Below are 20173 nucleotides of genomic sequence, written 5' to 3'. Positions count from 1 at the left end.
GGCATACGCCAACCGACTAAGGAGCACGTGAGATGGCAATCGCCCAAGAGGTCCTTGAGACTGGACGCCAAGTCGCCGCCGTCTGCGCAGGGACTCTTTCAGCCGCCTTGCGAGCGGGAATCGAACGGTACGTCGGATGGCCGTACAAGGTAGCGTCTGCCAGCGTTATCGATGCTGACGGCGCGGTGTCAGATACCTTCGCAGCTGTCGTGTACGCGGCGAAGGAAACGTCGCCGGCTGCAACTCCTGCGCAAGTGCCGGCGGATTCTACGGCAGTCGTTGCTGACGCGACCGACAGTCTGACGATCGACAACTTCCGAGCAGCTTACGCGCGCGTTGCACGCGCGAAGCGGCTGAAGAAATCGCCAGCACCGAAGCTGGATACGCCGACGACGACCGTAACACTCGGCGTGATCTACGCTCAGAGGTCGGATTTGCCGCTGGAGGCTTTTGCCGAAGAGCTTGAGCGACTCAACGCCGCGACTCCGAGCAGGGAATGGCCTGACATGATCGTCGTTGCTTCGATGGGCGCGATCCAATATGCGGCGCAGTTTCCGGGAGAGTCACTGAGCGGCGACTATCTGCCGCCAGCAGAAGGTGCGCTCAACAACTACATACCGGCGGTGTACGTCCTGATCGTTCTGAGGCCGACGGGCGCGTTCACCTTCAACAAGATGATGTCTTTTGTTGTCGCTCACCTGGGCATCTTCTCGCCGGGCGCGAAGCTTTCCAACTTCATCGAATTGCTGGACGGCGTACCGAACACGGCTGTGGTGGTTTGCGGCTATCAGTACGACCTCAAGGGCAACCTAAGTCCCGTTCCACGCAATCAGTACCAAGACCGCTTTGTGCCAGCGCCGCCGTTTCAGATCACGGACCGGCGCGGGCAACACATGGCCACGATTCAACTTATCCCGTGGCAGGACGGGGGCACGATCCTTCTTAAGGGTAAATTGCCGCTGCTCGGCCTGCTGCCGTTCTTCGGGAGGCACGACATACTGAAGGCCGGAGTTATCACCCGGCCGGATGATTTACAAATTTCGTATGTCCTACCAATTACATCGGCAGATTTCGGCGACATGCTGACTCGGTTTCAGCAACGGTCAAACATGCTGGTAAATCAACCGCAGAGTCAGTGGATCGTTCAGAAGCTCGCCGACGAGGGCTCGGCGTCACCCTTCATGGCGCGTCTGTTCATGGGCCTCATGCGGCTGCGCGACGCCGTTTATCCCGATCCTGTGGCGCGCGAAAGCTTCGACAAGGCTTTTGACTTCGTCCCAAACTCGCTATTCACGGCGCGAACGGCGGCTAAAGAAATATCCGAGCTCTGGGCAGGGCATGCGCGCAAAGTCGCCGCCGGGGAAGTCGTGCGGCGGCAAGGTGTGGCAATCCACATTGACGAAAACATCGACAAGGAACTTAGGAAGCAGGTGGAGCACTTCCTCAACAGTGCCGCGCGCGTCATCAAGCAAGGCATGCAGGGACTCACGATGCACCTCGGCATAGACATCGGCTTCATGTTCAAGCAGCAACCTGCTTTTGAGCGCGGTATTGCTGCACTGAAGGCAACCGATCCGCTGCTAGCAGATTATCTAGAGAAGTGTCGGCAGACGTGGTCAGAGCGGCTTATCAAGAGTCGCAACGATCTGGAGCACAACAACTGGTCCTTGCCACGCGTCACGTATGACACCTCGGGCGCGAACATCGTCGCAGTCGAACCCGTCGTCGCCGGCCAGCCGGTCACGGAATTTGTGCAAGCGATGCTTGACCGCGTGTGTTGTTTTGTTGAGAACGTAACTGCACATTGCATACAGCAAAAGATGGCCGCGCCGATTACCATCACGGAAATCCCGTTGGCGGAGCGTCGTTCGGAAGCGCCCGAGCGCTTCCAGCTCACTCTTGCCGTAGGCGGCCAGCCTCGCTGGAATATTTCCTACAAGTCCTCTTTGTTCGAAGAAGTGTAGGAGCGGGCAATGCGTTGAGGCCGCGTCGCCCATCCAGGGGTCGTCAATGTCCGCACTTGGCCCGACATGGGACCCACACGCGGCGCGCTGCGGGCGAAACCAACCGGACCGAAGCGAAATTTCCTCGCCCGGCGAGCGAAACTCAGCTGGTCCGCCTCGTGTCCGAAAACGATGTGCAAAACATTGGAAGAGTGTACGCGAGCGCTGGGCAGGCTTTTGGACACGTCATCGGCAGATGTCCAAAAGCGGACGGTTTTGGACCGACACGCGCGGTGCGATGGATCAACGCGCCGGTCAGTTGGCTCAAACGTCGTGCCGGCGCTCCCGTCCAAAAGCGCGCACTCCGGCACGTCCCATCAAGCTTGGACCTAGGTTACCTTCCCTGACGTTGTGCCTCATTCCGCCGGATCGAGCGCCGAGCCGCAATGCTTGCATTTGACGGCTTCGTTCCGCACCGGCTCGGCACAGAACGGGCACTTGCGGTAGTCGCCAAACTTTCCGGTCTCGGCCGCGATCTGCTGCCCGTTCTTGGCGAGCAACACCACAACGAGCGCGACAACAGGCACGAGGAACGCCAGCGTCGCAGCAAGGGTGCCGTTCGCGGTCCCCTGTGTCACCACCGATGTCCCCATCACAACCACCGGGCCAAGGACGACAACGGCGAGGAAATACACCCATCCGCGCAAGCCCTTCTTCTTCGCGATGGCCGCCACGAGCAGAGCAAAGACTGCGTACAGGATGAAGCCTGTCAGTGGTTCCATGAGATGCGTCTCCTTGATCAACGTGAGCCGGCCATATTGACCAACGCGTTAAATTCGTAAGCAGCATAGTCGGCATCACACCCCGGATACGAGTAACAACTGAAAGAGGCGACGATCTGATATGAACCGTCAGGCATCGGCCGTTTCGTCGCGGTGCCGAGCATCCGCCCGTAGTTGTTTTCCGTGAATGTTTCCAAGCGTGACTCGGTCACAAGGCGCAGCTTCATGCCGCTCGAATTTTGAAGTGCGTCTCCAGCCGCTATCCACATCGATTCACAGGATTTTGCGCTCGCACAGGTGATCGGGACGGCTGTGGAGGAGCGGCTTTTCGGAGGCGATTGCAGGCCGGCACAGGCCGCAAGGCTGGCAGCAAGCAACAGAGGGAAAAGGACTTTGAGCGAACTCATTATGTGGCTCCGTGGTTTCAGGTGTTGTTGTGGAAATGAAGCTGTACAGGCAGGTCTGGCATCAGTGACGTGATGTCACGGCGACAGCCCTTACTTGTTCTGCGCCGCGTTAGCGGCGGTCGAATTCGTTTTCGGGCACGACGACCCAAGGAGGATGTGGCGCATGTTCGAGCAAGTGGACGACGCGGCAATCTCGGTCAACAGTCGCGACGTCGCCATCAGGTGAAAGGCTCTTGGCCCACGTGTCGGGCAGCGCCTCGTTAGCGAGAAATGCGGCCCATGCTTTCGGAAAGCGGGCGCGAGTGTGAATCAGCGTGTGCGCGCGCTTCGAGACGGGGTATGCGGTCCACGGCCGCAAGTAGTCCTCGTCGTGAAGGGCCGCGTCGCACACCGCGCCCGTCACCGAACACACGCCGTCGTAATGGAGCCAGCCGTTCTGTCGATAGAAGTGATTCAGTTGCCAGCCCCGGATGCGCGCGCCGCCGCTGAACCCGTTATACGGCCCTATGACCGGCCAGCGCCATTGGGGCAACCGGAACACCGTCTGCGTCTTATCAAAGGCAAGGGTGACGAACTGGAAGCGATGCACGACGGGTTCAATGTCACCACGACCTCCCCAGCGACAAATACTGTCACTCATGTTCTTCGTACGTTAGATGTCGGTTGCCCATTCTTCGAGTACGCCGGCCAAGGTTATGAGGTGCGGGGCCATGTCCTCGGGCTTGTGCAACCGGTTTCAAAAATAGGCCCAAAAACGATGACGTGGGCCTCCTTTGGTGTCATCGGCCCGTTGTTGCCTATAGGCAGCCTCTTGCCGCTTTCTCCTGAGCCCAGAAGTCAAGCGGCGGCTCCCTTAGTTCGACGTGTGCGCCGGTCGCTGTCGTGGTGACATCGAGGAGTGCCCCGGTGTAGCTCCGCACCCGGTAACCGTCCGGGCGTGAGAAGCGGTGCGCATTGGGCGTAATCTCGGCCCATTGTTCATATACGCAGGTCGAGTACACGTCGGCGCTCTTTGTGGTCTCTGCGGCAAAGGTCAGCGGCCTCTGTTCAACCGATTCGGTTGAGATGCACCCCGACAGCGAAAAGAGAAGCGCAGTGGAAGCGCCAACGCATGCGATCGATCTTTTTCTCATTCTTTCCTGCGTCGTTGTCGATGGGCCTAGCGTCGTTCGACGTGGGCACGCCCTACGTGCCGAACGACATGATCGCGCAGATCCACCAGGGCGAAGCGATCGTGCCGGCACACCTGAACTCGCCGTACAACCCGGGCAACGTCAACGTCTCGAACCAGTTCGTGCTGCCTGGCGGAACTGACCTGCGCACGCAAAGCTAGATCGCGGCGATGGCCGGCGCGTCAATCTCGCAGGCTATGCGGAGGAACGGCTGATATGGGGCGCCCTCGTAGAACGCGTATGCCGCGCGGCGCGCCGGCGCCGCAGCTTGTCGCGGGCATCGTCTTCGCCGCAGCGATGGAATGGGGCAACGTCGAGACAGTGGGCGTTGCGTTTGAGCATCGCGGTCGCACATGGGCGGTTCATCGCCCAGTGGGCTGATGCGGCGGTTTCTGCGTGTCCGACGTGCTGACCGGTCGGCGCATTCCTGGCGTCGAATGCGCGACTGTCGAATTCGCCCGGGCGACGGCGATAGCCGAGATCGACAGCATCGACGCGCCGCGATGGGTAAAGGCGCTCGGTGCCGTCTAGGCGGTACGCGTTGCCACAGGTCGCGTCAGCTCCAATTTGGCTGCGGGCGCCCCTGCGCGATGTCGTAGATGTTTTCGAGTGCAATGGCCTCGGCGGCGCGAAATATCGGGCACTGCTGGGAATTGAGTTCGCCGAGGAGGTGCCGACGCAGCCCTGCAGGCACCGCGAATCCCCTGACGTCGCGCGCGCCTTGCGCACCCTGTCGGCAGAGCGGGCATAGAGCGCGCGGCCAACGCGGGTCGCCCATTTCCGCGCCGGGCCGAACCTGGGCAGTCTCCATCACTGCCGTCAAGGCCGCACGCCGCCAGGTCTCCAGCTGGACGTCGTCGCGGACGCCCAGATACCCACTCAGCAGGTCCTGCGGGTCCATGAGGTCAATGAGGCTCTCGCGCGTGACGAACAACGTGTCCCTGAGCCGCCGATTCTCGTTCTTGAGCCTATCGAGTTCCGACGGCTGCCGGTAGACGGGCAGCACGGGAGCTTTTCGTTTGGATGGCATTTCGATGTCCTCTGGGGGAGGGCGGTGCGGCCGAATGGGGCGTGTAGGCACGGATGGTCCACTCGGGGATACTGCCAACGATAGCGTACCTTCACGCGATGCAAGTGGGTGCTCCAGCGTGACAATTACGTGAATTTTGAAGGTGGGGTATTGAAGGGAAACATTGCGCCCTTAATTTATAGGGGCCGCAGGCGCCACACGCTGTCGCGGTCAACTCTTACGTAAGGAAAAACAATGTCCCTGAAACTGAATAACGTTGGCTTCAACCGCCACGCCACCCCGGTCCACCTCATCGCGATGCTCCAAGACGACAAGGGCAACTCGATCAGCGTCAACTTCCCGTTGGAGCCGCATCATCAACTTGACAAGCTGACGATCGCGGACATCGAGCACCTCGCGCACGAAGCTGCCAAGCGGCTGCACCCGTAATCGCGCGTCGCTTTAGGCATGCGTTCCGCGCCCGCGCGCGGCGTACCGCGTGGGCGCTACCCTTCGACCCGATCCAACCGCGCGCGCATCGTGCACGGGACGAAATATGGATTGTTGGCATCTTTCGCGCGAAGATCTGCCGCGGCCGCCGATCTACCTCGCAACGAGGAAGCGGAGGTAACGCCGGGCGCGCGGGCTGGCACTTGACGCGCCCCGATTCGCGGACTAGAGTGGAATCGCCGCTGAGACAACAGCGGCTCGGGTTTGGCGACCTGATCAACTCGTGGCGCAAGCAAGCCGCGCCGTTATTCGCGCGGCTTTTGTTTTTGCGCACGCCTTTGCACGCCTTCAATGGGCGGGCCTGGGCAGGGAGACCTTCGGGTCTGCCGGTTTCCACGGGTACCGGTTCGCCAACCCCGCTCAGTGCCCGCTCACCCGTTTGGCGACGGGACCGGGTTCGTTGAACTACCCGTGGAGGCCGCACCATGCGCCAAGCCCTCGCTCGTCCCGAGCAATCGCAATCCCCCCTCGAAATCATCCGTGCAGCCCTGCGCGCGGCCGCGCTCGCTTCGTCCGACAGCGCGGCGCTCGACGTGACTGGCGACGCGCTGCGCCGCCTCGCCGAACTGGCCCGCGTGGAGGTGCATCATGGCTAAGGCGCGCTGCCGCCCCGGTGACATGGCGATCCTGCTCAGGTCGGTACACGCCGAGAACATCGGGCTGATCGTCAACGTGACCGGCCTCACCGACGTGGATGCGGGCGAGACGTATTGGCGTGTCGAGACGTGCGGCCGGCTGATCCGACTGGCCCACATCGACGACTATTCGGACGCCGGATGCGACCGAGTCTCGGATTTCACGCCTGACTCAGCGCTCATGCCGATCCGCGATGACGGCCGCGAGCCCGAGGACCGCGCCATCATCGAAGAGGCGCTGCACCGGTAACGGTCGGCGCGGCCGAATCCCCCGTCGCCAGGGGCCAAGGCAATTTCAGAACCCTAGAGGCCCCTCTTTTTTACGGGAGACGGGGCGGCGCTAACACATGGGCCGCAGTTGCGGCTCCTTTCATCGAGAGGGTGGCGCAATGAAAACGTCCTTCCTGTTGCTCGCGCAGTATGACGGCCAGGCGGTCGTGCCGATCGCCGACGTGTGCCGCGACTACTTCGCGCCGCTCACCGTCGCGACGCTCCTGCGAAAGATCGGTGCCGGCGAAATCCGCCTGCCGATCGTCCGGATGGAGAAGTCGCAGAAGGGTTTCAAGGGTGTGCACATCGAGGATCTGGCTGCGTACATCGACGAGCGACGCGCCGCCGCCGTGAAGGAGTGCCGTCAGCTTTGCGACTGACGATCACGAATCCATCGCGCAAGTTGCGGAAATGCAACTTCGATTTTAGGGGGGATGTTTGGCGGGTAGAAATGAAAAACGGGCCGAGAGGCCCGTATTCATTGATGTCCTGGCGGAGAGAGGGTCCGCCAACAACCCAATTATAGAAAGCCATTCATCTAAGTGAGTGAATTCTACCCATCTTTTTACCCACCTATCGCCAGCGCTTTGGACTAGTCACGCCTCAACTATTTCTTCAATGATTGAGAACACTGTTCCGAAGTTTACAAAATCTTCGAGCTCGCCGTGCTCACACAGCCAGTCGCAGACATTGCGCTTCTCATCCCTGTTTACGGACTTGGACTGCGGTGTCACAACCTCTTCACCTCTGATCCGGCTCGTACTTTCGGGGCAGACGTCTATGAAGCGAGGGTTGGCTGCCTCAAGCTTCTCGATTGTCTCCCTTGGGAAGAGATTCTCTACGCCAACTTGGATAGGGTTTTCTCTTATCGTTGGAACAACACGCCGAAAGACTCTGTTGTTATTGGAGTTTTGCTTGTTCGTATCGCAATCATATATCAATATTATTTTTCCCGGTATGGCCGAGGATATTTGATTGTTCCATGACCTCCATATTTTATCCAAATTCCCATATCCGTCCGCATCTGCAAGCTCAACCCGATCGAGAATTTCTTGTTTATTCAAAAGGGCAGCGGCGCGCTCCAAATATCTAATATCGTAATCGCCCTCAACATAAACTATTGGCCTCGACAGTCGGACCAGCTCGGAGCTTACATCTTCTCTGTACTTTTCCGTTTCTTTGAATGCCTTGTGGGCCTCGACAAATTCGGAAAAATCGGATGCGACGATCCTATTTCCCCGAGGCATGTCAACGATATTGAATCCATTTTCACCAAGCTTCGCCTCCATTCCCATTAGAAAAAGAGGGGAGTGCGTCGTTATGATAAACTGAACCTTCGGGAATGATGCGATCAACTCGGGAAGTACTGAAATTTGATGTTCCGTGTGAAGATGTGCGTCAATTTCATCGATAACAACAACCCCCTTTACGTCAGCTAAATCAGAGAATTCGCCACCAGAAAGATCGTAATCTCTTAAAATTGACAAAAACAAATTCAACAATTGCGCTTCGCCGGTGGATAGCTGAAACAAATTGGGGATCCATGCGGCCTCGTCTTTCATTATCGAAATTTGTCGATTTTTTCTGGTTCCAATCCCGAGGCGAATGTTTCCGGTTTCCCTCAAAACGACTTTCAGTAGGCGCAGTATCGCATCATAGATTGCATTGCTTTGGCCTCTGTATCCTGAAAAAACTTGGACCAGTTGTGGCTGCCGCCCATAGGCCAATTGCGAGCTGAGGGGCGATATCTGTATCTCAAAAGCCTGCCGGTCAAACAGGAGATCTAGCAGCCAATCACGATTTTCTTTCAGGGGTGATGTGCAAATAATGGCTCGGTTCGAGTAACCAGAAACCCTCTTTAGCTCAGTGTACCTTGCTCTTGAGGTCAAATTATCTATATTTAGCCAGCCGGGGTCTTCAAACCTATTAACTGGGAAATAAAGGGCGCACTGATTTTTTACAAATTTATTCGTCTCGTCTAGGTGTTGATTAAAATTCGCCCAGAATCGAGATGTTTCATTGATGGGGATGTTGGCCCAGTCTTTTCTCGCTGGGCTGAATGAAAAATTCTCTTCGAAATATTTCCTGGTGTTCAGGAGTTGCCACTCGGTAAGATTTATTTGCCCGGTGAAATTGATGTGGCAGAAGGAATAGTATTTTCCGCTCTTAATGTAGCTTGGGCTTCTGTATTTATAAACTTTTCCTTTCTCGACCTCGGAATCATCAAACACTTCCTGCTTGGCTGCCAGCATGCAATTCACAATATTGGAGAGAAGAATGCTTTTTCCGGATCCATTCTCCCCAACTATAATCATCGGCTTTGGATTTTCGACTCCGTCGTAAAATTCAATTTTCACGTGATCAATTGGTCCGGTATTCTCTATCTCAATATCCTTGAAATACATAAAGCGCTCCTCTTTCGCGAATAATTTTTTAATAAGGCTGCTGATGCACGGTTGTCAACTAGCCAGCAATTGACAACCGCGAGCCCAGCCTGCCAACCAAATCAAATTGATACACGTAGGATCGAACAGGGGGTCGCGCGTTACCCGCATGGGGGCCCGCCGGGTAGGGACCCAAAAATCGGGCTGCCCGGTCATGCATCGCAGGCACGTTCATCGCCTTCCGGATCGACGTGCACCGGAACGCCGGCAAATCGGATATACCTCCCGCCTGCATCAGGCCGCGAGCCTCCCAAAGCGGCGCTATGCGCTTGCGCACCAGCGGGCAAGCTGACTAGATAGCGTGCGTCGCTTTGAGCGCGACAAATAGCGCCACGTCGACGGCGATCTGCCATGCGATGAAGCGGACTTTAAGCCCATGCAGCGCCCGCGTTAAATCCGGCGCCATGACGGGCGTGCGATTCCCCTTTGCTTGCATAGGCCGAGTATTCATCACGCTCACCCCCGCTTCGGTTCAAATTTCTATTGTTGTTACGTCGACGCCACATTGCAAGCCAGCGCACTTGCTTGGCGACGATGCCCAGTCGCTCCGTTGCTGCCGGGCCAATCCCCAACGGCCGCGGACCACCACCGCTAGCGCCCGAGGCAGGACACGCATGCCGCACCTTCAATTTCAGCACATTTGCGATGCTCCGTGACCATCGGATGGCGGCGATCGAAACAGGGGGGCAATATAGACGCGCGAACCTTGATGAGCTCCGAACCATAGCGCGTCACCATCGGTATGCGCGGTGAATCCAGAACAATGAAAATTCATCGATCGACCGCCCCCGATCTTCGTCCAAGCCCAATAGACCGTGTCGTGATAGTTCGCGAAGGTGTCGTAGCCTGGTGCGTAAACCTCGAGAATTCCGTCGCTATGGGCGACCAGCAGTTTGATATCTTCCCCGAGTACCTGCTGAGGGTCCCGCTTGCCGGATAGCCGGGCGCCGAGGATTGCCGCGTAGACACGATTCAGCCGATCACGGCCCGCATCCCCTTCCTGCACATCAGACACTAGCCTTGTTTGTTCGTGCATGTAGGTTCTCCTGACATAAGGCGTCTATGGGTTAGCGTTCTCTCAACAAGATCCTGCCGCCGACATACAAGCGCCCGAATTTGGCCCGGCAACCTGCGTTTTCGTTGCGCTCGCGTTTAATTGCGCATCACCGCACAGCCAAACGCCAGCGCAACACCGCGTACGACAGGCACACGGCATGGTGATCCGCGCCCCCCCCTTGCCAGATAAGGCACAGCGCGATCGTCACACCGAAACACCGATTTTCGCGACAAATAGAAAGACGGGACGGCTGAAAATGATGAAATGCAGTTCGACGGAATACTAGAGACTGTACATGTATATATGAGAATTAACATTCCATCTCTACCTTTCCCGCAACTCCTGTACCGGCGTTGCTCTCTGCCTCGCTCTGCCGGAAATCGCGTGTTCCGGTGTTTTCGTGTTCCGAATCCCTCAAGCCCTTGTCGGATAAGGGCTTGAGGCGCAACACCATAGGTGTCTAGCGCGTGTACCGCGCGCCGATAGACGGGTTCCAGCCGCACAAACAAAAACCCCGGCCATCTCTGACCGGGGTTCATTCAGGCTCGACACGCGCGCCGCCTATCCCACCTGCGCTGCACGCATTGCCGCCTATCCACTCGAGCGGATTCTCGATTCAGTTCGTCTTCGATGGCGTCGCGAAGCTCGCCCTCTTGCTCATCCGTTATCCATCGGTGCAACGCCGACGCAAATCGCTCGATTCGGTCCTCGCCCAGCTCGACCCCGTAGACCATTGAGAATGCACGAATGGCGAATTCCGCGTCGTGCATGGTAGGCATATCGTCGCTCGGCCGATACCAGCGGTAAAGCCCGCGCATGATGGCGCGCATCTCGCGCCGCCCGTAGTCGTAATCCGGCCCGCGCGTCATTCTCCACCCCACATCGCATCAGTGAATACGTACACGCGCATGCGCCTAGCCTCGCCAGGAATGCGCTGAGGCTTCGTCGCCTTGCCGCCTGAATCGATCGAAATCCAGCCGTGGGCGCGCAGCACTTCCCGCACAACCTTCGGCGAATAACCGTCGCACAGCTCGCGCTCGAACACGCTGGGAAGCACCCAGTGTTGAACGGCCGATACCGGCTCGCCCGATTCCGCCACCACGCGCTTTCGATACCCCGCTCGATTGATCGTCGGGCGCGACTCTGCGTCATCCAAATTCGTGAATCGGCTTTCGCCGTGCGCCTCGAAAAACGCCCGTACTTGCCGTAGAATCGCCGCCGCCTCACCGCTACCCGAGCCACCGCGATCCTCGAGCCAGCTTCGGAAGCAAGCCGATGCAGCCTCAAGGGATTCGCCGGACGGCCACCCGGTGATTCCTGCCTCAGTTGCCAACTCTCCAGCTACACCGACGAGCGCAAATCGTTCCAGTGAGCGAAGCACCTGCCCATCTGCGCCGTCCGGCGTGTTTTCAGTTACAAACTTCCTGATTTCCCGTGACGTACGTCGACAAATCCCGTCGCGATCGGCGGCAATCCACTCGATAAACTGTCGACCGGCCACACCGTAATTGCTGCGCGCGCCGTCGACAATCTCCGCCGACAATTCTGCACCGCCCTTGTAGCCGTGCAACTCATCGAAAACGCCGCGCCCTTGGCCGGCATTCGCATCGATATCGATCATGCGCACTTCCTGCCCGGCCCGCACTCGCTTGCCCGCGCTCGCCATATGCTGGGCAAGCGCAACTTCGCCCGTCATCAGGAAAACGAGCCGCCATGCGCGCGCCTCGCGCGCGTCTCCGCTGCGATCCGCGCGACGCTTGCCTTCGCCGTTCCCCAGCATATAGGCGACTTCACCCACTGCATGCGCATCCATCTGGCCCACCTCATCCAGAACAAGCAGCGCGTCGTTATGCTCGGACGCAACAGCTTCCAGGGCGTTGTCAGTGGCCCGGCAGCTTTGCATGTAGCTCGGCGCACCGAAAACGCTCACCGCCGCGCGCGCGAGCGTCGTTTTTCCGATGCTCGACGATCCGTAGAAATTGAACCCGCCAGAACTCACCCCGGCGACACCGACCAACGGACCAGCAAACGCGCTCGAGATCGCGAACATCAGGCGCGGATTGCCACGGCCGAACCGGGCAATGTTGCGTTGCCAACTTTCCTGCGTGCCGCTTTGTGCGAAATGCGCCTTCGCGGCTTTCGGCGGATCATAGAACAGCAGCTCATCTGGATTGCCCAGCACGTCGCCGCTCGGCGTCACGTACGCGCCGCAGTGCCAGCCGGGCTGCGTGACCTGGCGCACGTATGCGCTCGGCCGCGACTCTGTCAGATACGCGCTCAACTGGCGGCGCGCAGCGTCGCCGCTGCTGACGTGAACCCGCTTACCATCCAGATAAGATGCGAGCTCGACACCGCGCCCGAAGATATCGGACGAGCTGGCGACCCAGCGGCGCGCAACCCCATCCCATCCGGAAGCCGCGAGCAGACGGCCGCTGATATCACCGTCAGCGTTGTGCACGTACGCCACAACATCAAGCGGGCCGCACACGAACATCGGATCCTCGCCTCGAGTGGCGCGCCACACGCCTCCGGCATTGCGAAGAAAGCCGGCCGGCACTGCCGCCGCCTTCAGTTGCTCCATACGTCACCCCGCAGCTCGCGCGGCTGAGACTTCGCGCCGCTTGCTACAGCATCGGGAGCGCGCCAGTCGGCTGGATCGCGAAGCCATGCCTCGATTTCCGATGCGCGCCACGCGACCGCCTTCAATCCAAGTCTGATCGCGCGCGGAAACGTACCGTCTCCCATGCGCCGGTAGATTGTCGCGCGGCTAAGGCCCGTCATCGCCTCGACGCGCGTACGCTTGATAACCGCCAGCCCTTCGATCCCGTTCATACATAAGCTCCATTAAGCATCGGCGAGACAGATCGCCGACATGAAGCGAATTCTTGATGAACGGCGGCGCCGCGTACACGCAAATAGCGCGCGCGCTATTTTCCTTCCAATTTGCGGCGAGTCTTGCCCCACGCTTCGCGGGTAATTCGCGGGATCCAGATGTAGCCGTCATGGATCAATTTCTCGGCCGAATTGATCCATTTCCGCACCTGGCCGTCGTCGGCTTTAAGGCCCTCGCGCGACAGCACTTCGGCGATTTCCTTAACACGCTTGCCGGCTTCTATGCCATCGAACGCCCGCAAATACTGCGCATAGCTCTCAGTCTGGATGCTCGATTTCGGCGCCGGCGCGATTCCGGCGTCCCGCTGGCGGTCTGCGAACGACTGTCGAATCGCGTCCAATTGAGCCTCAATCGGCGCGCGCAGATCGAGCGAGAATGCTATCGTCGTTTGGGAGGCGGGGTGGACAAACAGTGAATCCGAATCGAAACCCAGCTTCTGCGCCAAAACCGGAGAGTCTAGGCGGCGCACCACATCGACGGCCGATTTAAACCTAACTGGTGCATCGAGCTCATGCGCGGCGATCTCCGCGGCGGAATAGACGTGCCCGACGCCCCATTTCACCAAGCACGCGCGCAGCGCGTGATCATCCAGTGACGCGGCGGCGCGGTATTCGCTTCGAAAAGCCTGATTGCGCCTCAGGAATTCCCACGCCCATCGATCAGCGCTGAAACTGTCGTCCGGGTAAGTGGCCGGGTCGCGCCAATTTGCGCGTCGCTCGATATGAGGATGCAGGTCAAGCGGCACGTTCGCGCACCTCCCCGATCTGAAAAACCTGGCCCGGCTGGCTCGCTGTGAAATCCGCCCACGCCTGCATCATCAAGCGCCGGCGGTCGAACATATCCCCGCGCTGATAAGCTCGCTCGGTTTCGCTGCCCACGATATGCGCGAGCGCCGCCTCAGCCAGTTCGCGCGGAAACTGCGTGCGCTCGGCCGCCCAATCACGGAAGCACGACCGGAACCCGTGAACAGTCAAATCGGTGCGTTTCAGTCGCTTTAGCACGGCAAGCATCGACATATTCGATATGCCCTTGCCGGCACGCGTGCCGATGAACACGTGATCGTTATCCTGCTCGCGCGGCAGCGTCGATAGCAAACGTACCGCGGCGTCGGACAGAGGAACGCGGTGCGAGCGCTTCGCTTTCATCCGCTCGGCCGGGATCGTCCACACGGCCGCGTCCAAATCTATCTCCGACCACAATGCACCGATGCTTTCGCCAGTGCGGCACGCCGTGAGAACCGTGAACTCCAGGCATCGCGTCGCCGTGCCCGCCGCGCCAGCAAGCGTCGCCATGAATGCCGCGACGTCCCCGTATGGCAGCGCGGCATGATGCTCAACGCGTTTCACCTTGGACGGCTTCGGCAACAGCTTGTCCATGTGCCCCTTCCACCGAGCCGGGTTCTCGCCGGTACGGTAGCCGCGCACGGTCGCCCAATCCAGCACCGCCTCGATACGCTGACGCACTCGAGTAGCCGTTTCGGTTTTCGTAGCCCATAGGTCGCCGATCGCCTCGATGATTTTCTCAGTGGTGACGTGATCCACGGGAAGGTGTCCGAACACTGGTCCTGCATAGGTAGTGAGCGTGTTTGTCCACTGATCGGCGTGCTTGGCGTTGCTCCAGGCGGCGCGGTTTGCATCAATGTATTTGTCCGCGCACGTCGCGAACGTCGGCGCAGCCGGTTTGAACGCTGCCCGCTCGATGATGCGCTGATCGATCGGATCAACGCCATCGGCAACCAGCCGGCGACACGCGAGCGCTTTTTGCCGAGCCTCAACGAGTGTGAACGTGTCAACGCTGCCGAGCCCCATCTCGCGCCGCCGCTTACCGATTGTGAATCGGAACACCCACGACTTCGTGCCCGCCGGGCTGACTTGTAGCCAGAGGCCGCCGCCGTCGCCGAGATAGCCAGGCTTCGCGTGTTTGATCTGCTGCGCAGTTAGCTTGTGGATTGCACCCATCTTCCTACCCATGTTTTTGGGCGGGAATATACGCGATTTCGTGAGACCGAACAAGCAACAAAAAACCCCCGAAGCCTTGTGCTGTCGGGGGTTTCGAGAACATCGCAGAACTGCGAAGTATGTGTCCTGGCGGAGAGAGGGGGATTCGAACCCCCGATAGGCGATTAACCTATACACGCTTTCCAGGCGTGCGACTTAAACCACTCATCCATCTCTCCGGAAGAACGAGAGTATAGCAAACTCTGGCGGCCTCCCGCCACTCCCTTCGACGATCGGCCGGAACCGGCCCCAAAACCTTCCAGCGACGCTCGCACGACGTGCATTCGGTGCGGGTGTGGGGGCGGCCGGGGAGACGTGGCTGAACCGGGTCAGCGGGTCGTTGCTGCCGATGCTCGCGGGGTATGTCGCGTTGTATCGGAAAAGCGCGAACTGACGCGATCGCGTATCGAGCCGTGCCGCCAGTCGCGCCGCTGCCCGCACCCGCACGCACGGCGTCCCGACTCTGCTATCTTCCCGGGCATCTCATCGCTTTCCCGCCTCTCCATGACCGACCGCATCGTCGCCGCATTCGATTTCGACGGCACCATCACGACCACCGACAGTTTCCGTCATTTCGTCCGCTACGCGGTCGGCACGCCGCGTTTCGCATGGGCCGGGTTGCGCGCGCTGCCGTGGATCGTCGCGATGAAGGCGGGCCTCTTGTCGCGCGGCGATGCGAAGGCGAAGTTCGCATGGTTTGCGTTCGGGCCGATCCGCGAGGACGCGCTCGACGCGCTCGCGCGCCGCTTCGTCGATGGTTATCTGCCGAATCTCGTGCGTCCGGACATGCTGGAACGGGTGCGCGAGCATCAGGCGCGCGGGCATGAAGTCGTGCTGGTCAGCGCGTCGCCGTCGCTGTATCTGGAGAAGTGGGCGAAGACGGTCGGCATCGGCACGGTGCTCGCGACGCGACTCGCGTTCGAGCGCGGCACGTTTACCGGGCGGCTGAACGGCGAGAACTGCTGGGGGCCGCAGAAGGTCGTGCGCTTGCGCGGCTGGTGGGGAAATCAGCCGCCCGCGAAGCTGTTCGCGTACGGCGACAGCCGCGGCGACAAGGAAATGGCCGAACTCGCGAACCGGGCATGGATCCGCGGGCACGGAGCGATGCCGGCGATCGGCGCTGAAGGACTGACCGACTGACCGACTGACCGACTGACGTGACCCGCGCGGCGAGCCGCGCCGCCCGCCGTTACGCGTCGGCGCGTTGCGCGCCGCGCGTACCGCGAATCGGACGATACGCGCCCCAGCGATTGGCGCGCCTGAACGTGCCGACATCGTTGAACCGCACGCCGACTTCACGCAGCGCCGCATGCGCAGTGCGCGCGGTCAGCTGCCGGATGTAGAACGGATCGCGCACCACGAAGTGATGGATCGCGTGCGTGCTGCCGAAGTTGAAGCAGAACAGCTGGAACGGCAGCATCCACCACGGGTTGAGCACCTGGGTCTGCTGGATCACGTTGCGCGAATCGATGTCGCCGAAGTAATGCATGTTCGAGCTGACGAAGTTGATGCAGAAGCTGCGTACGAAGTTCGGCCCGAGCCACACGACCGCGAGGAAATCGACGACGCTCATCACGCGCTCGACGACGGCCGGCACGGTCACCGCGTAGCCGAACGCATGCAGCGCGAACAGGCCGGCGTGATACACGATGAACGCGTGCCACAGCGCGTAGTACGCGTGACCGACCGGCATGTAGGACGAAACCTGCTCGATGCGCAATTGCGCGCGCTCGGCCGCATCCTGCACCGGCTGCGCGGCCACGTACTGCTTGACCTTGCGGCGCATCGCATCCGGCCGCAGCACGACGGCGAGCATGCCGTCCGCGATCATCAGCAGGCGCTTCACGCCCCAGCGTTCGCCGTTGGTGATGCCGAATTCCTCGAGATCCGATTCGCCGCCCGATACCTTGTGGTGATGCAGGTGCATGCGCCGGCGCGTCCACGGGTTGATCGTGCCCGGCCGCGTGAGCCAGCACAGCGCCATCATCAGGTGATAGGCCCACGGCGTCTTCTTGAAGTACATCAGGTGGATCAGGTCGTGCTCGAGTTCGTGGATCAGCGACGTGACGAACGCGGCGAGCGGCAACGCGACGTACCACGCGATCGCGCCGCGCGCATACAGCCACGCGATCGCGACCATCGCGCCAACCGACACGGCCATCACGGTCGCGCCGACGAGGTTCTGGTTGTCGAGCAGCGGAAAGCGCGCGCGGATCGCATCGCTCGCGGCGTTGACCTCGCGGCGGACATACGCGACCTTGTCGGCGTCGTGGCGAAAGACGGTTCGTGCGGGTTGGCTCATCGACCGGAATCCGTGCGGAAAGAGTGGGGCGCAATGCCGATGTGACAAGCATAGGCGCGCCCCGGAGCGCACGCGAGGGCCGCCGGTGCCAATGATGGTGTCATTTCGGGTCACGGTGGCCGGTGCACGGGCGTGCGATGCCGCATCGGGCGGCTAGAATGCCGCTGCGGTGTCATTACGGGCCAGCAGCGCTACAATCCGCCGAAACCGCTCCGGAGTCCGCCGCATGGCCCTGTCCGCCCCGGATGCCGCGCGCCAGCTGAACAAGGCGACGGTATCGTCCGCGTATGCGCTGTTCATGCTGATGCTCGCCGAGGAGCGCGGCATCGATGGCGGCCGGATTCTCGCCGGCTCGGGCGTCGAGCGCGAGCGGCTCGCGCAGCCCGACGCGCGCATCACGCCGCTGCAGCAGGCGGCGATCGTGTTCAACCTGCTCGAGGCGACGGGCGATCCGTCGATCGCGATCGAGATCGGCCTGCGCAGCAGCCTCACGAAATCCGGGCTGATCGGCTTCGGGCTGATGAGTTGCGCAACGCTCGGCGAGGCGATCGCGCTCGGCATCCGCTACCTGCCGACGCGCGTGCCGTTCTTTTCGGTGCGGCTCGCCCAGCTCGACGGGATCGTCGACATCGACGTGCTCGAGGCGTTTCCGCTCGGCCGGTTGCGCCAGTTCGCGGTGGAAAACTTCCTGGTCGAGACGGCGATCCTGTTCAACTCGCTGCTCGATCCCGCGCCGGGGCGCACGCTGCAGTCGCGTGCGGAGCTGCATTTCGAATGGCCCGAGCCGCCGTGGTTCGAGCGCTATCGCGCGCGGCTGCCGCGCTGTCATTTCGACGCGAGCGCGAACCGTATCCGCTGCGACGCCGCGCTGCTCGACGAGCCGATCGGCACCGCGAACGCGCAGACCGCGCAGATGATCGTCCAGCAATGCGAGGCCGAACTCGCGCGGCTCGGCTATGCGGAAAGCATCGTCGAGCGCGTGCGCAACCTGCTGATCTGCGGCGAGACCGGTTATCCGTCGGTGGACGAAATCGCACGCGAACTGCATGTGTCGGCGCGCACGCTCAAACGCAAGCTCGCGGAATTCGGTGCGACCTATTCGGCGCTGCTCGACGAGATCCGGTTGCGCGATGCGCTCCGGTTGCTCGAGGGCACGCGCCTGCCGGTCGACGAGATCGCGGCGCGGGTCGGCTATACCGACCGCGCGAATTTCACGCGTGCGTTCAAGCGCTGGACCGGCGTCGCGCCGAGCGAGCGGCGCTGACGGCGCGCCGGGCGGCGCGGGCCGGTGCCGGCCGTGCGCCCGGCGTCGATGAAGCGATCATTTGATCCATCGGTCGATGGACCCGTCAGACGATCGCCACCCAGTTCGCCCCGCGGCCGCCCGGCACGCGGGCGTGCAACGCCAGCGTGCCGTCGTCCGGCGCGATCGCGTACACCGATACGTATTCCGACTGCTCGCCGCACGCGACGAGCCAGCGTCCCGACGGATCGATCGCGAAGCCGCGCGGCTGCGTTTCGGTGGCCGTCGCGTGTACGGGGTCGAAGGCGCCGTCCGCATCGTGGCGATAGCAGAGCAACTGGCTCGACGTGCGTTCGCTCACATACGCGAAGCGCTCGTCGGGCGTCAGGTGGAGATCGGCAGCCCACACGGCGGGCCCGGTCGGCGCGGGCGGGCGCGCGTGGCCTTGCGCGAGGCCGGCGACGGCCGGGTGGCGCGCGCTGACCCGTGCGTCGCCGAGGCGGCCGCTGTCGGCGTCGCGTGCGAAAGTCGCGAGCGTCGCCTGGAATTCGCCGACCGCGACCAGCATCCGGCCGTCGCGCGCGACGCGCAGGTGGCGCGGCCCGAAGCCGCCCGGCACGCGCGTTTCGCCGTGCTCGACCGCACGCAGGCCGCCGGCATCCTCGATCAGCGCGAACGTGAAGATCCGGTCCGAGCCGAGCGAGCTCACGTACGCGAAGCGGTTGTCCGGCGACACGACGACCGCATGTGCGTTCGCGATGCCGTGCGCGACCTGCAGCGCTGCGCCGTCGCCGTCGCGCACGCGCGCGGCGTCGTAGAGGTTCAGCGAATGGCCGCCGTACGACGCGCCGAGCAGCCAGCGGCCGCTGCGGTCGAGCGACAGGTAGGCGAGGCTCGCGTCGATCGCGGTCGCGCCGATGCGGGCGAGCGCGCCGGTGGCCGCCGCGACGCGGAACGCGACGATCGTCGGCTGCTCGCCGCGCGTCGCGACGTACAGCCGCGCGCGATCGGGCTGCACGGCGACCGGCATCGCGACGTCGCCGGCCGGGTAGCGGGCGAGCGGCGCGAGCGTGCCGTCGAACGTGAGCGAGAACGTGGCGAGGTCGCCGTCGACGGCATTCGGGACGACGACGGTCAGGCGGTCAGTGTTCGGCATGGCGGAGCATTGCGGTGTACGTGAAGGACTCGTCGGCCGGCAGGCCGCGCGGCGGATCGCTGCGCCGGCGCGTGCGCGCGAACGGCGCGGCGACCGTGGCGACTAGGAACGCGATCGCGAGCGCATCCCGGCCGCCCGCGTTCGAACCCGTATGTTGCTTCAGATAGCCGAAGGCCGTCGGCAGCGGTCGATATCGGTCGCGATGAACATGATCGGCACGAGCGGCAGCACGTGCCATTTCACTTTTGAGACGGCGGATGCGAGCGGGGCGCGGCCGGGCAGGGCGGGCGAGGTCAAGGGAGTCTCCGGGCGGGCGGCGAACGGGGCAGCGGCCTGCGTTCGCGTCGGGTGGG

23 protein-coding genes, 1 tRNA gene and 1 pseudogene are annotated in these 20173 nt (G+C 61.5%); 9 read left to right on the top strand and 16 right to left on the bottom strand.

What is annotated here, in order from left to right:
* The first annotated feature begins 32 nt into the window (after window positions 1–32).
* The gene (locus U4012_RS33130) at window positions 33–1964 is read left to right on the top strand and encodes a hypothetical protein (protein ID WP_321803916.1); all 1932 of its coding nucleotides are present in this window, start codon (window positions 33–35) and stop codon (window positions 1962–1964) included.
* A 395-nt stretch (window positions 1965–2359) separates the two neighbouring features.
* On the opposite strand, the gene U4012_RS33125 is transcribed toward U4012_RS33130, so the two are convergent.
* The 3 genes from U4012_RS33125 to U4012_RS33115 all read right to left on the bottom strand — a co-directional run bounded on the left by U4012_RS33125 (window position 2360) and on the right by U4012_RS33115 (window position 3772).
* Window positions 2360–2725, bottom strand: a complete 366-nt coding sequence (locus tag U4012_RS33125) for a zinc ribbon domain-containing protein (RefSeq protein WP_321803914.1) — start codon at window positions 2723–2725, stop codon at window positions 2360–2362.
* A gap of 17 nt (window positions 2726–2742) precedes the next feature.
* Window positions 2743–3132: a hypothetical protein gene (locus U4012_RS33120; RefSeq protein ID WP_321803912.1), complete on the bottom strand. Its 390-nt coding sequence runs from the start codon at window positions 3130–3132 to the stop codon at window positions 2743–2745.
* 109 nt (window positions 3133–3241) lie between these two features.
* Window positions 3242–3772, bottom strand: coding sequence for a hypothetical protein (locus U4012_RS33115; protein ID WP_321803910.1), 531 nt, complete (start codon window positions 3770–3772; stop codon window positions 3242–3244).
* 471 nt (window positions 3773–4243) lie between these two features.
* Here U4012_RS33115 and U4012_RS33110 point away from each other — a divergent pair, with 471 nt between their 5' ends.
* On the top strand, window positions 4244–4465 hold the full coding sequence (locus U4012_RS33110; RefSeq protein ID WP_321803908.1) for a hypothetical protein: 222 nt from the start codon (window positions 4244–4246) through the stop codon (window positions 4463–4465).
* Between the two features lie 235 nt (window positions 4466–4700).
* Entirely contained in the window at window positions 4701–4835 is a 135-nt protein-coding gene (locus tag U4012_RS33105; protein WP_321803906.1) for a hypothetical protein, read from the top strand.
* Between the two features lie 25 nt (window positions 4836–4860).
* On the opposite strand, the gene U4012_RS33100 is transcribed toward U4012_RS33105, so the two are convergent.
* Complete coding sequence (locus U4012_RS33100; protein WP_321803904.1) at window positions 4861–5310, bottom strand: hypothetical protein; 450 nt, start codon at window positions 5308–5310, stop codon at window positions 4861–4863.
* A gap of 258 nt (window positions 5311–5568) precedes the next feature.
* On the opposite strand from U4012_RS33100, the gene U4012_RS33095 reads away from it, so the two are divergent.
* The 4 genes from U4012_RS33095 (at window position 5569) to U4012_RS33080 (ending at window position 7108) form a co-directional block, all read left to right on the top strand.
* Window positions 5569–5763 (top strand): hypothetical protein, encoded by a 195-nt coding sequence (locus U4012_RS33095; RefSeq protein WP_321803902.1) that lies wholly within the window; start codon window positions 5569–5571, stop codon window positions 5761–5763.
* A gap of 485 nt (window positions 5764–6248) precedes the next feature.
* A complete protein-coding gene (locus tag U4012_RS33090) occupies window positions 6249–6419 on the top strand; it encodes a hypothetical protein (protein ID WP_321803900.1) in 171 nt (56 codons plus the stop codon).
* On the top strand, window positions 6412–6708 hold the full coding sequence (locus U4012_RS33085; RefSeq protein WP_321803898.1) for a hypothetical protein: 297 nt from the start codon (window positions 6412–6414) through the stop codon (window positions 6706–6708). Before U4012_RS33090 ends, U4012_RS33085 begins: the two co-directional genes overlap by 8 nt.
* Before the next feature lie 139 nt (window positions 6709–6847).
* A complete protein-coding gene (locus tag U4012_RS33080; RefSeq protein ID WP_321803896.1) occupies window positions 6848–7108 on the top strand; it encodes a pyocin activator PrtN family protein in 261 nt (86 codons plus the stop codon).
* A 216-nt stretch (window positions 7109–7324) separates the two neighbouring features.
* Here the strand turns inward: U4012_RS33080 and U4012_RS33075 are convergent, their stop codons facing one another.
* The 8 genes from U4012_RS33075 to U4012_RS33040 all read right to left on the bottom strand — a co-directional run bounded on the left by U4012_RS33075 (window position 7325) and on the right by U4012_RS33040 (window position 15298).
* Window positions 7325–9133, bottom strand: a complete 1809-nt coding sequence (locus tag U4012_RS33075; RefSeq protein ID WP_321803894.1) for an AAA family ATPase — start codon at window positions 9131–9133, stop codon at window positions 7325–7327.
* Between the two features lie 670 nt (window positions 9134–9803).
* Window positions 9804–10208, bottom strand: a complete 405-nt coding sequence (locus U4012_RS33070) for a hypothetical protein (protein WP_321803892.1) — start codon at window positions 10206–10208, stop codon at window positions 9804–9806.
* Between the two features lie 560 nt (window positions 10209–10768).
* Window positions 10769–11098 (bottom strand): hypothetical protein, encoded by a 330-nt coding sequence (locus tag U4012_RS33065; protein WP_321803890.1) that lies wholly within the window; start codon window positions 11096–11098, stop codon window positions 10769–10771.
* Window positions 11095–12810 carry a DUF927 domain-containing protein gene (locus U4012_RS33060; protein WP_321803888.1) on the bottom strand — a complete coding sequence of 572 codons (1716 nt, stop codon included), beginning with the start codon at window positions 12808–12810 and terminating at the stop codon, window positions 11095–11097. The genes U4012_RS33065 and U4012_RS33060 overlap by 4 nt, the downstream gene beginning before the upstream one ends.
* The gene (locus tag U4012_RS33055) at window positions 12798–13061 is read right to left on the bottom strand and encodes a helix-turn-helix transcriptional regulator (protein ID WP_321803886.1); all 264 of its coding nucleotides are present in this window, start codon (window positions 13059–13061) and stop codon (window positions 12798–12800) included. The genes U4012_RS33060 and U4012_RS33055 overlap by 13 nt, the downstream gene beginning before the upstream one ends.
* Window positions 13062–13156: 95 nt before the next feature.
* Window positions 13157–13867: a transcriptional regulator domain-containing protein gene (locus U4012_RS33050; RefSeq protein ID WP_321803884.1), complete on the bottom strand. Its 711-nt coding sequence runs from the start codon at window positions 13865–13867 to the stop codon at window positions 13157–13159.
* Window positions 13857–15080, bottom strand: coding sequence for a tyrosine-type recombinase/integrase (locus U4012_RS33045; protein ID WP_321803882.1), 1224 nt, complete (start codon window positions 15078–15080; stop codon window positions 13857–13859). Before U4012_RS33045 ends, U4012_RS33050 begins: the two co-directional genes overlap by 11 nt.
* Before the next feature lie 127 nt (window positions 15081–15207).
* A tRNA-Ser gene (locus U4012_RS33040) sits at window positions 15208–15298 on the bottom strand.
* Between the two features lie 325 nt (window positions 15299–15623).
* On the opposite strand from U4012_RS33040, the gene U4012_RS33035 reads away from it, so the two are divergent.
* A complete protein-coding gene (locus tag U4012_RS33035; RefSeq protein WP_321803880.1) occupies window positions 15624–16259 on the top strand; it encodes an HAD family hydrolase in 636 nt (211 codons plus the stop codon).
* 49 nt (window positions 16260–16308) lie between these two features.
* Here U4012_RS33035 and U4012_RS33030 read toward each other — a convergent pair whose 3' ends face one another.
* Window positions 16309–17421 (bottom strand): fatty acid desaturase, encoded by a 1113-nt coding sequence (locus U4012_RS33030; RefSeq protein ID WP_321803878.1) that lies wholly within the window; start codon window positions 17419–17421, stop codon window positions 16309–16311.
* Between the two features lie 226 nt (window positions 17422–17647).
* Between U4012_RS33030 and U4012_RS33025 the strand changes: the two genes are divergently transcribed.
* Complete coding sequence (locus U4012_RS33025; RefSeq protein WP_321803876.1) at window positions 17648–18685, top strand: AraC family transcriptional regulator; 1038 nt, start codon at window positions 17648–17650, stop codon at window positions 18683–18685.
* Window positions 18686–18770: 85 nt separating this feature from the next.
* Here U4012_RS33025 and U4012_RS33020 read toward each other — a convergent pair whose 3' ends face one another.
* From U4012_RS33020 to U4012_RS33010, 3 genes and pseudogenes are all read right to left on the bottom strand, one after another.
* Window positions 18771–19820 (bottom strand): lactonase family protein, encoded by a 1050-nt coding sequence (locus U4012_RS33020; protein ID WP_321803874.1) that lies wholly within the window; start codon window positions 19818–19820, stop codon window positions 18771–18773.
* Window positions 19807–20001 (bottom strand): annotated as a pseudogene (locus U4012_RS33015) (MFS transporter); the annotation flags it as partial. The gene U4012_RS33020 and the pseudogene U4012_RS33015, both read right to left, overlap by 14 nt.
* Entirely contained in the window at window positions 19980–20117 is a 138-nt protein-coding gene (locus U4012_RS33010; RefSeq protein ID WP_321803934.1) for a hypothetical protein, read from the bottom strand. The pseudogene U4012_RS33015 and the gene U4012_RS33010, both read right to left, overlap by 22 nt.
* Between the last annotated feature and the right edge of the window lie 56 nt (window positions 20118–20173).

Source organism: Burkholderia sp. BCC1988 (genome assembly GCF_905339895.1).
GTDB lineage: Bacteria > Pseudomonadota > Gammaproteobacteria > Burkholderiales > Burkholderiaceae > Burkholderia.
Note: the sequence above shows the minus strand (reverse complement) of the source record. Positions and strands in the feature narration are given on the sequence as shown.